Annotated in this window: 10 protein-coding genes; 9 read left to right on the forward strand and 1 reads right to left on the reverse strand. The window is 62.8% G+C overall.

Annotation, left to right across the window (positions count from 1 at the left end):
• Positions 1-2: 2 nt before the first annotated feature.
• From AC3EC3_RS03770 to AC3EC3_RS03795, 6 genes are all read left to right on the forward strand, one after another.
• Positions 3-1538 (forward strand): NADH-quinone oxidoreductase subunit M, encoded by a 1536-nt coding sequence (locus tag AC3EC3_RS03770; protein WP_488489188.1) that lies wholly within the window; start codon positions 3-5, stop codon positions 1536-1538.
• Entirely contained in the window at positions 1538-3001 is a 1464-nt protein-coding gene (gene nuoN / locus AC3EC3_RS03775; protein ID WP_488488332.1) for an NADH-quinone oxidoreductase subunit NuoN, read from the forward strand. The genes AC3EC3_RS03770 and nuoN overlap by 1 nt, the downstream gene beginning before the upstream one ends.
• A 12-nt stretch (positions 3002-3013) precedes the next feature.
• A complete protein-coding gene (locus AC3EC3_RS03780; protein ID WP_488488333.1) occupies positions 3014-3733 on the forward strand; it encodes a biotin--[acetyl-CoA-carboxylase] ligase in 720 nt (239 codons plus the stop codon).
• A 48-nt stretch (positions 3734-3781) separates the two neighbouring features.
• Positions 3782-4561: a type III pantothenate kinase gene (locus AC3EC3_RS03785; protein ID WP_488488334.1), complete on the forward strand. Its 780-nt coding sequence runs from the start codon at positions 3782-3784 to the stop codon at positions 4559-4561.
• Entirely contained in the window at positions 4558-6183 is a 1626-nt protein-coding gene (locus AC3EC3_RS03790; RefSeq protein WP_488488335.1) for a ribonuclease J, read from the forward strand. The genes AC3EC3_RS03785 and AC3EC3_RS03790 overlap by 4 nt, the downstream gene beginning before the upstream one ends.
• A 78-nt stretch (positions 6184-6261) precedes the next feature.
• Positions 6262-6552: a DUF1467 family protein gene (locus AC3EC3_RS03795; RefSeq protein ID WP_488488336.1), complete on the forward strand. Its 291-nt coding sequence runs from the start codon at positions 6262-6264 to the stop codon at positions 6550-6552.
• A 42-nt stretch (positions 6553-6594) separates the two neighbouring features.
• Here the strand turns inward: AC3EC3_RS03795 and AC3EC3_RS03800 are convergent, their stop codons facing one another.
• The gene (locus AC3EC3_RS03800) at positions 6595-9117 is read right to left on the reverse strand and encodes a coiled-coil domain-containing protein (RefSeq protein WP_488488337.1); all 2523 of its coding nucleotides are present in this window, start codon (positions 9115-9117) and stop codon (positions 6595-6597) included.
• A gap of 350 nt (positions 9118-9467) precedes the next feature.
• Between AC3EC3_RS03800 and AC3EC3_RS03805 the strand changes: the two genes are divergently transcribed.
• From AC3EC3_RS03805 to AC3EC3_RS03815, 3 genes are all read left to right on the forward strand, one after another.
• Positions 9468-10694: a hypothetical protein gene (locus AC3EC3_RS03805; protein WP_488488338.1), complete on the forward strand. Its 1227-nt coding sequence runs from the start codon at positions 9468-9470 to the stop codon at positions 10692-10694.
• An 87-nt stretch (positions 10695-10781) separates the two neighbouring features.
• Entirely contained in the window at positions 10782-11690 is a 909-nt protein-coding gene (locus tag AC3EC3_RS03810; protein WP_488488339.1) for a hypothetical protein, read from the forward strand.
• On the forward strand, positions 11687-13072 hold the full coding sequence (locus AC3EC3_RS03815) for a sensor histidine kinase (RefSeq protein ID WP_488488340.1): 1386 nt from the start codon (positions 11687-11689) through the stop codon (positions 13070-13072). The genes AC3EC3_RS03810 and AC3EC3_RS03815 overlap by 4 nt, the downstream gene beginning before the upstream one ends.
• Positions 13073-13100 lie beyond the last annotated feature (28 nt).

Below are 13100 nucleotides of genomic sequence, written 5' to 3' on the forward strand. Positions count from 1 at the left end.
TGATGAGTGGTTTTCCGATCCTCAGTCTGATGCTTCTGGTGCCGTTTGCGGCGGCACTGGTCTGTCTGTACCTTGATGCGAAGGCGGCGCGCATGCTTGCGCTCGTCGCCACGCTCGCGGACCTGGCCCTTGGCATCGTGCTCTGGCTGAATTTCGATGTGGGCGGCGCCCAGTGGCAGTTCACTGAACGCGTGCCGCTGTTCGCCGGCTTCTCCTATTCGCTTGGCGTCGACGGCATCGCCATGCTGCTGATCGTCATGACGGTCTTCCTGATGCCGATCTGTATCGGTGCCAGCTGGAAATCGATCCAGAACCGCGTCAGCGAGTACATGGCGATCTTCCTGCTCATGGAAACGCTGATGATCGGCGCTTTCGCGGCGCAGGATCTGTTCCTGTTCTACATGTTCTTCGAAGGCGGCCTGATCCCGATGTACCTCGCGATCGGCATCTGGGGTGGTCCCAACCGCATCTACGCCTCGTACAAGTTCTTCCTCTACACGCTCGTCGGCTCGGTTCTCATGCTGATCGCGATGCTGTGGATGGTGAACCAGACCGGCACCAGCTTCATCCCGACGCTGATGGCCTACAACTTCGATCCGCATGTCCAGACCTGGCTGTTCCTGGCCTTCTTCGCGAGCTTTGCGGTGAAGATGCCGATGTGGCCGGTCCACACCTGGCTCCCTGCCGCGCACGTCGAGGCGCCGACCGCAGGCTCGATCATTCTGGCAGGCGTGCTGCTGAAGATGGGCGGCTACGGCTTCCTGCGCTTCTCGCTGCCGATGTTCCCGGAAGCCTCGGCGTACTTCGCGCCGCTGGTCTGGGCGCTGTCGATGGCGGCGGTCATCACCGCCTCGCTGATCGCAGCCGTGCAGCAGGACATGAAGAAGCTGATCGCCTATTCCTCGGTCGCGCACATGGCCGTCGATGCGGTGGGCCTGTTCGCCTTCAACCAGCAGGGTCTTGAAGGCGCGATGATCCTCATGCTCAGCCACGGTGTCGTTTCGGGCGCGTTGTTCCTGTGCGTGGGCGTGCTTTACGACCGCCTGCACACCCGCGAGATCATCCGCTATCGGGGCCTTGCGGTGAACATGCCGCGCTATGCGCTGTTCTTCATGATCTTCACCATGGCCTCGATCGGTCTTCCGGGCACGAGCGGCTTCGTCGGTGAGTTCCTGAGCCTTGGCGGCGTGTTCCGCGTCTCCACCTGGACGGCGGCGGTCTGCACCACCACGATCATTCTTGGCGCGGTCTACATGCTTTACATGTACCGCAAGGTCGTGTTCGGCGCGCAGGTCAACGCCGATGCCGCCGCCATGCGCGACATCGATCTTCGCGAGTTCCTGATGGTTCTGCCGATGGCGGCTGTGGTGTTCTGGATGGGTGTCTACCCGGAAAGCTTCATTGCACCGATGCGCGCGGACATTGCCGCGATCGACGCAAGGCTCGAAGGCGCCAAGCCGAAGGAAGACGCCAAGGTCTTCATGCCTAGTAACAAGAAGCCTGCGCAGGCCGAAGCCGCGCACGAGGGGGCACACTGATGGACTGGTCGCACTCCCTGCGCCTTATCGCGCCGGAAGAAACGCTGAGCATCGCAGGCCTCGTCCTGCTGATGATCGCCGCCTGGGGCGGTGACAAGGCTGCGAAGCTGATCTCGGTTCTTGCCGTTGCAGTGCTGGTCGGCGTGTCGTTCATGGTCGCGCCTGCCCTGTGCGGCGGCGTTATGGGCGAGCAGGCTTCGGCCTTCTATGGCCAGTTCCAGGCGGACGCCTTCGCGTCTTACGCCAAGATCCTGATCTATCTGTCCTCGGCAGTGGGCCTGATCGTGGCGCCTGCGTACTTCGATCGCTTCAAGGCGATGCGGGCCGAATATCCGATCCTCGTGATCTTTGCCGCGCTCGGCATGGGCATGATGGTGTCTGCGGGCGATCTGCTGACGCTGTACATCGGCCTCGAGATGAACTCGCTCGCCGCCTATGTGCTGGCTGCATTCCTGCGGGTCGATGATCGTTCGGCGGAAGCGGGCCTCAAGTACTTCGTGCTGGGCTCGCTGGCATCGGGCATCCTGCTGTTCGGCATGAGCCTGACCTACGGGTTCACCGGAACGACCTCGTTCGACGGTATCAGCGCGGCGCTGTCGCACGGTCTGTCGAATGGTGCGCTGTTCGGTATCGTCTTCATGCTGGCCGGTATGGCCTTCAAGATCAGCGCCGTGCCGTTCCATATGTGGACGCCCGACGTCTATGAAGGCGCGCCGACGCCGGTGACGACGTTCTTCGCGACGGCGCCGAAGGTCGCCTCGCTGGCGCTGCTGATGCGTATCGTGTTCGAGGCGTTCGGCGATCAGGCGCATGCCTGGCAGCAGATCGTCATGTTCCTGGCGCTGGCCTCGATCGTGATCGGCGCTCTGGGCGCGATGGGGCAAAGCAATATCAAGCGCCTGCTCGCCTATTCGTCGATCAACAACGTGGGCTTCCTGCTCATCGGCCTGTCGACCGCGACGCTCAGCGGCGCCACGGGCATGCTGATGTACCTCGGCATCTATGTCGCGACCTCGGTTGCCAGCTTCGCGGCGGTGCTGCTGCTGCGCGATGCGGATGGCAATGCAGTGGAGGAGATCCCGAAGCTGGCCGGTCTGTCGCGGACGCGCCCCGGTCTTGCAGCGGGGCTCGCCATGGTGATGTTCAGCCTTGCCGGTATTCCGCCGCTGCTGGGCTTCTGGGGTAAGGTCGTGGTGTTCCAGGCCGCCGTGCAGGCCCATATGGTCCCGCTCGCCTCGATCGGTATCGTCGCTTCGGTGATCGGCGCCTTCTACTATCTAAAGGTCGTCAAGATCATGTACTTCGACGAGCCCGCCGATGTGGTGAAGGGCAAGGGCGACGTGGCGCATTACGTGCTGCTGACGGTTGCGACGCTGTTCATCTCGCCGCTTGGCTATCTGGCGATGGGCTGGCTGAACGGTCTGGCTGCTACCGCTGCCAAGGCCCTGTTCGCTGGCGCGTAACCGAGCCAGAGCTTGATCCAGATTGTACCTGAAACCGGATCGACGAACGCCGATCTGTCCGATGCCCTGAGGGGAGGAGAATACCTCCCCGAGGGGCATTGGCTTTTGGCGGACCGGCAGACGGCAGGCCGGGGACGGCTTGGCCGGACGTGGTTCGACGGCCGCGGCAACTTCATGGGATCGGGAATCGTTCGTGCAGGGCATGGCGATCCGCCGGTCGCGTCGCTGGCGCTGGTGGCCGGGCTCGCGGTGCAGGATGCGCTGTCAGGCTGGCTAGGGCGCAACGCCGACCTTCGCCTGAAGTGGCCCAACGATGTGCTGCTGGATGGAGCAAAGATCAGTGGCGTCTTGCTGGAAGGCGTCGCCGGTGCCGTGATCGTGGGGATCGGCGTCAATCTTGTCGCTGCCCCGGATTTGCCGGACAGGGCGACGACTTCGCTTGCCGCGCATGGCATCGAGGTTTCGCGCGACGCGTTCGCCGATGCGCTTGTCCGCAGTTTCGCGACGGAACTCGAACGCTGGCGGCTTGGCGGACTTGCGCCGCTGGTGCGCCGCTGGCAGAGTGCGGCGCATCCGGTGGGTACGCCTTTGCGCGTGATCGCACCGGGTGAAGGACCGGTAGAGGGTACTTTTGCGGGATTGACCGAGGATGGCAATCTGCGGCTCACGCTCCATGACGGGTCGCTGCGCACGATCCACGCCGGGGATGTCGACCTGCCGAGACCGGCATGACGTTTCCGTCTCGACCGCCCGCCGTTTTTTGAAGGACTGACACTTTCCATGCTGCTCGCCATCGATGTCGGCAATACCAACGTCGTCTTTGCCCTGTTCGACGGCCGCGAAATGCGCGCGCGCTGGCGTATCGCCACCGATCCGCGCCGTACCGGTGACGAATATGCCGTGTGGCTGATGCAGTTGCTGGCCATCCGCAAGGTCGATCCGAAAGAGGTCGAGCGGGTCATCATCGCAACGGTGGTGCCGCGTGCGCTGCACAATCTCGAAATTCTCTGCCGTCACTATTTCGATGTGGAGCCGCTGATCGCCGGGCAGGGCTGCGCCGAATACGGCATCGAGATCGACGTCGATCAGCCGCGTTCGCTGGGCGCGGACCGCGCGATCAACGCGATCGCCGCGCACGAGAAATATCCGGGCGACCTGATCGTGATCGACTTCGGGACAGCGACCACGTTCGATGTCGTCGATTTCAACGGCACGTACAAAGGCGGGATCATCGCGCCGGGCATCAATCTCTCGCTCGATGCGCTGGTGGGCAACACGGCAAAGCTGCCGCGCATCGCCATCCGTGCACCGGAGAGCCGCAGCGTCATCGGCCGGAACACCGAAGACCAGATGCTGATCGGCGTGTTCTGGGGCTATGTCGCGACGATGGAGGGGCTGATCGCGCGGATGCGTGCCGAGATCGGGCGCCCCGCGAAAGTCATTGCGACCGGCGGCCTGGCCGTTCTGTTTGACGAGGCGACCGATATCTTCGATGCGGTCGATGCCGACCTGACACTCGAAGGCCTGGCGATTCTGGCTGAAAGGGCTGCGCTTAAGTGATTCCCGGTAACGAACTGATTTTCTGCGCGCTCGGCGGTTCGGGCGAAATCGGAATGAACGTCAATCTCTACGGCTGTCAGGGCAAGTGGCTGATGGTCGATCTTGGCATGACGTTCGGCATGAACGAATATCCGGGTGTCGAACTGGTGTTTGCTGACCTCGATTTTATCGAGCAGCAGCGCGACAACCTGCTGGGCATCGTGCTGACCCACGCGCATGAAGACCATATCGGCGCGGTGCCGTACTTCGCGCAGGAACTGAACGTTCCCATCTATGCGACGCCGTTCACCGCGCGTCTGGTGGCCGCCAAGCTGGAAGAAGCGGGCATTCTCGATGAGATCGAGTTAATCGTCGTCGACAACCTCGACAAGTTCGAGATCGGTCCGTTCGGTATCAGCTACCTGCCGCTCGCACACTCGATCGCCGAGGGGCATGCCCTGCTGATCGATACGCCGTTCGGCCGGATCTTTCATACCGGCGACTGGAAGCTCGACGACGAGCCGCAGGTGGGAACGCCTGCCACGGCGGAAGAACTCAAGGCCATTGGCGACGATGGCGTACTGGCGCTGGTCTGCGATTCCACCAATGTCTTCAACCCCAAGGCATCCGGCTCGGAAGGCGATGTCTATCGCGGGCTGCTGGACGAAGTGAAGCGCTGGAAGGGCCGCCGGGTGCTGGTCACGACCTTCGCTTCGAACGTGGCGCGCCTGCATACGCTGGGACGTATCGCAAAGGCCACCAACCGCAGGCTCTGCGTTGCCGGGCGCTCGCTCGACCGGATCATCGAGGTTGGGCAGGCCAGCGGCTATCTCAAGGAAATGCCGGACCTCGTCGATTTCGAGACGGCGATGAACCTGCCGCGCGGGGAAGTGCTGTTCATCGCCACCGGCGGTCAGGGCGAACCGCGTGCAGCGCTTTCGCGCATTTCGGAAGGCAACCATCAGATCTCGCTGGAGGCGGGTGACGTGGTGCTGTTCTCCAGCCGCCAGATCCCCGGCAACGAGATCGCCATCGGCCGCATCCAGAACCGGCTTTCGGATGCCGGTATCGTGCTGGTGACGGATCGCCAGAGCGAGATTCACGTCTCGGGCCATCCGGGGCGACCGGAGCTGGAAGCGATCTATGGCTGGCTGCGTCCGCAGATCCTGATGCCGGTGCATGGCGAGATCCGTCACATGCGCGAGCAGGTGCGGCTTGGCCTGTCGAGCGGCATTCCCGATGCGGTGTTCCAGAAAAACGGCGATCTGGTGCGTCTGGCGCCCGGAAAGCCGGGCAAGTTCGGCGAGGTCGAGCATGGCCGCCTGGTTCTGGACGGCGACATCATCGCGCCTGCCGATGGACAGGCCGTGGTGATGCGCCGCCGTCTGGCGCACAACGGCGTGGTCTCGGTGGCTGCGGATGGTCGCGGCAAGGTCGAGGTTTCGGCGCTGGGCCTGCCGCTCGAAGAAGATTACGAGACGTTCCTCGATGAAGCCCGCCGCGATGTGGCGGATGCTCTGGGCAAGACGCGCAAGCGTTCGCGCGAGGACCGGGTCGAGGCGATGCGTCTTGCCGTTCGCCGTGCGGCAACGCGCTGGAGTGGCAAGAAGCCGCAGGTGCAGGTCATGCTGCTGGAGGACTGATCCGGCAGATTGAAAGAGCGATGGGCTGGACCGCGGACAATCCCGGCGCCCTGTCGCTCTCCTTGGGAGAGGATGCCGATGAAGCCCCTGTCTATGCTGGCCGTCTACTGGCTTCTGTGGGTGTTCAGCGCGTTTCTGGTCATGCCCTTCGGGCTGCGCACGCCCGATGAAGTGCGCGACCACAACGTCGGCAAGGGCCATGCCGACAGCGCTCCTGTCAACTTCCGCCCGCGACGGATCGCGATACGCGCAACGGTGCTTGCTGCCATCCTGTTCGCGCTGTTCTACCTGAACGCGCAGGAGGGCTGGGTGACATTTGCCGACCTCAACGTGTTCGGCCGCCCTCCGGTCAAGGATCTCGGGTACTAAACGAGGTGAGGCGCTTGCGCCTGCCGTATATCAACAGCCGGATCAACCGCGCAGGCGCTCGATCCCTTGTGCCAGCGCAACGTAGAGCTTGCCCATGTCCGACGACAGCAGGGTGACGCCCAGCGCCTTGCCGTCACGCGTGGAGAGAATCTGGCGCAGGATCGATTCGAAATCGTGGATGTAGCGGTTCACATGATCGCGGAAGGCATCGTCGCGCTCGTAGGTCTGCTGGATCGCCTTGACCTGCCCTGCATCGAGCAAGCTGACGGCACGTCGCGTGAAGATACCGCGATCGCCGCGAAGGTAGGATGCCCAGGCCGTGTCGGTGACATCGACAGAAAGGGCGCCCGCAATGTCGATGGCATGAGAATTGAGCGATTCGCTGATGATCGCGGCGCGCCGGGCGAAGTCGTTGTCGACCTGCTCCTCGGCCCTGGTGCGGGCATCCGCGACGCGCGCTTCGAGATTACCGACCAGTTCATCGACACGGGCCAGTTCCTCACGAAGCTGGCCTGTCGCTTCATGCGTGACGCCAGAGGCATGGGCCACGGCCTGTTCGAGCCGCCCCGAGATTTCTGCCACCTTGGCGCGCATCGCCTTGTCGATGGCCTTGTCGCTTTCTTCACCGAGACGAGCGGCAAGGGCCAGCACGCGCGCGGCGGTATCGGTCTCGATGGAGGACACCGCTTCTCCAGCGCTGGTCGCCAGAGTGTGAACGGCATCGTGCAAAGCGCCTTGTGCTTTGTCCGCCGTGCGATCGGTTGCTTCTTCGAGTTCGAGCAGGGAGAGGCGCAAGCCGTCGAGAAGCGAGGCATGGGCCTTGCCGCTGGTCGAAAGGGCTGCCTGCGACTGGAGCAGAGCCGTATTGAGCGCGCCGAGTTGCGACTGGCTGTTTCCAACGCTGTCGGCAAGGCGTTCCCCATTGTCCGCTGAATGTCGCAGGAGATCGAGAAGGCCCGAAACGCCGTGATCGAGCCGGGTCAGTCGATCCTCGTTGATTGACAGCGCTTCGGGCAGGCTGTCATGAACCTGCTTGCCGCTGGCCTGTACGAGTTCGAGCAGGCGCAGCGCGGCATCGGTCAGGCCGGACACATCGCCATCGGCCGAAGCCAGTGTTCCCCGGGCCGCGGAAAGGCGCTCAGCCAGCACGTCGAGCGTGCGGGCAAGGCGTGTCTCTGCGATTTCGGCCTGCTGAACGATGCTGGCCAAGCGCTGATCGTGGCTGTCGAGCAGATCGGAAAGGGCATTGGAGCGCTGCTTGAGCGCGTCCGTGTGTTCGCGATGGCCTGCAAGGCGAGCGGAAACCTCGGTGTCAAGGGCCGCAAGCAGACCGGTCAGGCGGGCAGCGCCTTCGGTTTCGTGCTGGAGCGCCAGCTTGCGGCGCTGCTCGATCTCGCTGTGGAACTGCTCTGCGTCGCGCGTGAGCGACCCGTTCAGTCGGGCGATCTCATCAGCGATGTCGGCAAGACGTTTTGACAGTGTGGAAGTCGCCGCATTCTGATGGTGCTCGATCTCGGCACTGCGGCGCTGTTGTTCTTCTTCCACGCCTGCCAGCGTGCTGCGCAGAGCCAGCAGCGCGCGTTGTTCGCTGTCGCGGAAGGCGCGCGAGACGACATCGCTTTCGTCGCGCAGCGCGCCGAGACGCGATCGCAGGGAGGTAAGGCTCTGGGCTTCCTGCGTATCCAGTTGCAGGCGGGCTTCGTCGATTTCGGTCCCAAGCGCCGTGATCCGATGCCGCATGGCAGCGAGTGTTTCGCGCTCCTGTGAATCCCACTGGCTGCGAAGCGCCTCGCCGTTCTGCGTCAGGACCGCAAATCGCTCATCCGCCAGTACGCGCATCTGCTCAAGTCGCTCGGCGAACATGGCCAGCGTGCCCTGTGTGGTGCGGTTGAGCGCCTCGACCTGACGCTCGCTGGCGATGCCGAACTCGTTGAGCCGGTTGAAGCCCCTGATCATGTCGTCGAGTTGTCCGTGCGCCATGCGTCCGGCACCGGCGATATTGTTGGTGACGTCCTTGGCGGCGTTGGCGATCACCGGCAACTGGTCGCGAAGCTGTTCCATGTTGTCCCGCGCACGGGTGCTGACCGTGCTGATTGTCTCCACGCGTTCCCCGTTTTCGCGAACCAGCTCCTCCAGCCGTGCAGCATTCGTCGAGAGGCGCTCACTGGCAAGCCGCCCCAACGTTTCGAGATCGCGCGACTGCGAGGCAAGGAACTCGCGGGCGAGGCTGAGTTCGCGGTTCACCGATGTCAGGCGGTGTTCGAGCAACAGGGACTCTTGCGAGAGGCGCGATGCCGCATCGCCGAACCGGCGGGCTTCACGCGTACTGCTGCGCAGGACCAGCAGTAGCAGGGCCGCAATGAACGAGGCAGGCATCGCCCATTGTGAGACAAGTGCCGAGACCTGAACGGAACTGGCGCCGGTCAGAGTCTTGCTGTTGGCGAACAGGAAGAAGGCAGTCCATCCCAGCAGGGTGCCACCGGCCACGACAGGCGCGATCCATAATCGCGATCCTTGTGACAAGCTCTGATCGGTCTCGTCCTCGGCGTGAGGATGATATTCCACCCAGGCTTGTTCGGAGTGGACCTGGTCTGGCAGTGGCGAAGGGGGATTGGATGTCTCGGATCCGGACGCGCCGCTGTGCGCCTCGCCTTCGCTGACGCTGCCATTGGACCCGATCGGGACGATCCTGCTCTTTTCCCCTGCCATCCGGACGGGATACTCCCGTGTTCCCGGTGTTAAAACCCTCGATTGAACGAACCGGCGATTAACTGGGGATAGCCGCCACCGGAATCTCTTGCAGCAGCCTCAGCCGCTTTCGGCAATGGCCGACAAGCGCTGCACCGGACTTGCGGAATATTACCGGGTGCAAATCGCTGGCCCTGCTTGGCACTGGGCGGCGGTCAACCTAGATAATGCCCTGGGATATTCGGGAATCACCATTGCGTATCGCTTTGCTCGCCATCACCGAGCCTGCTGTTGCGGGACAGAATACGCCGCGCGCATTCTTGCGCGTGGCGGGGGCGACTGTCGCGCAGCACCAGTTGGGCATCGCGCTGGCATTGGATTGTCAACGGGTGATCTGTCTTGCCCGGCGTCCTTATCCGGAACTGTCAGCCCTTCAGATCGTGGCAGAGAACGCGGGGCTGCAATTCCACGTCGCTGGGGCGAGCCATCAGCTGTCGAGCCTGGTGACGGCGCGCGACGAGTTGGTCGTAATCTCGGAAGGTCTTTTTGCGGATGGTGCCGCAGCAGCGGGGCTGTTGGAGAAGCGGGCGCAGGCCGTTCTTGTGCAACCGGTCGAAAGCGCGGTCGGTGAGGGTTTCGAACGGATCGACATCAATCGCGCTGCGGGGGGGGTCATCCGGATTTCCGCGCAGCTTGTTGAGAAGCTTCATGATCTTCCGTCAGATGTCGAGGTGGCGTCTGCACTGACCCGGATCGCGCTTCAGGCTGGTGTCGAGACGTGCGAGATCGGGGCGTCGTTGCGGAGCAGCGGTGCCTGGCGGATGGTCCGTGACGAGGGTGAGGCACACGATGCGGAAGTGCATTGGTTGCGTTCGCGCCTTGGCGATGGGCAGAATGCCGGGCTGTCTACGCGCGTGGCCGGGTTTGGCGTAAAAGCACTGGGTGCGACGCTTCTTCATGCCGGAAATGCCAGCAACGGGATGAGCCTTGCCGTCCTGGCGTTGCTGTTCATCGGCTCTGTCATGACGTGGTTTTCTATGCTGTGGGCAGGCTTTGCAGCCGTTGCATTGGCCTGCGTGGGCATCGAGGCCGGGCGTCTGCTGCGCAATATCGAGCGGCAGTCGGTGGGGCAGTTGCCTCCGGCCATTACTCGTGCCGAGGTTCTGGCATGGGCAAGGGATGCGGTTTTTACAGGTACGATGCTGGCGGCCCAGCCGATCACGGGAAGCGCCTGGATCGACTGGCTTTATGCGCCGCTCTCGCTGATTTTGCTGCTTTTGTTGATGCCAAGATTGGTTCCCGCGCCCATTGCTTGCTGGGTTTCGGACAGGGCTGCGGTCTCGCTGTTGCTGGTGTTGGCCGCAGTGCTTGGTCAGGTGCAGCCGGCAGTGGAGCTTATCGCGCTGGCGCTCGCGGTAACGTGCCTGTGCATTCCCCGTTCGTTTCGGGAATAACGCCACTTTAACCACTGTGAGGCTAGCGAGGAAGGGATGAGCGATACGCAAGACCATCTCTCCGGTGCCGGTTCCCTTGAAGCCGCGATGCGCGTGCAACTGATGCAGGGCGAGGCCGTTGCACAGGAAGCACGACCAATTCTGCGCCATTTACTGCAGCAGGACAGCAACGATCTGTTCAGCGAAGAGATCGTTGCCCGGGTCAAGGGTATGATCCGATCGCTGGCCCATGCGTTGCAAGATGCGATCTTTGCGGACGATCATTATACCGAAGCCGCGCGGCGGAACATGATCGAGAACGATCTTGTCCATCTGCTGGTGGTCGATGAGGCCATGCTCCAGCATCTCCATGCCATGGCGCTGGAATATCAGGTGACGCAGCGCCTGCAGGCCAGATTATCGCTGGATGCCGTGACGTCTCCATTGGTACGGGAATTGATAGCATCGAGCGATATGCAGCTTCAGTCGCTCGCCATGGCCTATCTGGCGGCGCAGGCGCGGTGGTGCCAGTCCCAGCGTCGGATGGCGATTACGCTTGCGGAATTGCCTGCCGCGCAGTTCGACGTGATCATGGCTGCGCTTCACGGCGTAGCTGCCGAGCATTCTGTCGTTGCCGAACGTCTGCCCGATTGCGTCCGGCGATTGAGAGAAGCGCGCGGCGTGGGACGATGCCGGCTCGACCTTGCCAGAAGCATCGTCGATGCACTGCCTGTTGGCGCCGAGAAGGCCCTATCCATCGAACATGCAGGCGTTGGCCTTTTCGTTTCCACGCTGGCACGCGCCTTGGGTGAAGCGCGCGATCAAGTGGCTTTTTCATTGCACGCCTCGCAGAGTGCGCGCCTGCTGTTACAGCTTCGAGCCGCCGGGCTGCGCGCTGCGGCGGTCGAGTTGCAGTTTGTCATGATCCATCCCGGCCTGCCGTTGCCTGTGGGTATCGAGGCACTGGGAGCAGACCGGGCAGCTGAGGTTTTGGCACAAAGAGGAGGAGCGGCATGAACGCCCGCTTTCCCGTGTTGGCGAAGGTCATGACGGATGCGCTCGATCGCGTCATGATGGCGGAAGAGCCTCTCGCCTCGCTTCAGCTGCATTGCGGCGGTGAAATACCCGGAACGCTGGCAATCCCGGAATTGCTGGAAGTCGTGCGGCTTGCCCGATCGAACAAGGCAGCACTGACACGACAGATTACGGCCTTTGATGGCGCTGAGCATATCTGGGCATGGGTGGATGTCGTACCTCTTGGCGACGAGACCGGTTGCGAGATCCGGTTGCGCACGTGGCAGGCCGGATCCCCCTTGGCCGAGGACGGACATCTTGCGACGCGACGTCGGAATATGACCGACAGGGCCGTTTCAGAGTTGACGGCAGTGCTCGATAGCCAGCAGCGCGTGCTTGCCGCCCACTCCGGTTCGGATGCGCTGGCAGGGCTGCAGCAGATCTTCATGGAGGCGGTAGGGCGTCCCTGGACAGATATCCTGCAGCCGGTGGGACTCCCGGGGCTGCATGGCCTCCACTGGCGACTGCTGGACGGCGTGGAAGTAACGGTATCAGGCTCGACGCGGCGTTGGTACGTTTCGCTCGTACCCCAATTGCAACCCGGTGCCGAACCAGCGGGATTCGATCTCCTTCTCCTGTCGGATGAACCGGAGGAGCTTGTAGACATTCAGCCGTCGGTAGGTGCCGATTTCGGCCCTGAACCGCTTTCCGGCGGCGTGGTGGCGCAGGATCTCGCCCCGGCGCTTCGGCAGCCGATCTCGCGCGTGATTGCCAATGCCGAGACCATTCGTTCGCGTCTGGCAGGCCCCTTGCCCGATGCCTATGCGGAATATGCCGGTGAGATCGTGGCGGCGGGTACTCTGCTCGCCGGATTGCTGGACGACTTCGCGGACCTCGAAGTCGTCGAGAATGCAGGTTTCAGCGTCGATTGCGAGGAAATCGATCTGGTGCAGGCGGCGAGACAGGCTGCCGGCATCCTGAATGTGCGGGCGCTGGAAAAGAATATTCGTGTCGAGCCCCCCGGTCTCGCTCAGGAACTGAGTGCGCGCGGAGAGTTCCGCCGGGTTCTTCAGGTTCTTCTCAACCTGATCGGCAACGCTATTCGGTATTCTCCGGAGAATAGCCGTGTGGAAGTGGCGATTGAGGAAGGCTTGGCCGGCCAAGCGCACAGCGTCCACGTGACCGACGAGGGGCCGGGGCTCACGGAGGAGGAGCAGCGCAAGGTTTTCGAGCGTTTCGAGCGTCTGGGGCGCAGCGGAGACGGTGGATCGGGACTGGGGCTTTATATTTCCCATCGGCTTGCTGCCGCGATGGGGGGCGAGCTCTCTGTTTCCAGCGTCAAAGGCCAGGGCGCGCGTTTTACATTATCGTTACCGGCTTTTTAGAACTGACGAATCGGTCGATCTCCCGGGA

The organism is Novosphingobium sp. BAM6, assembly GCF_057784955.1.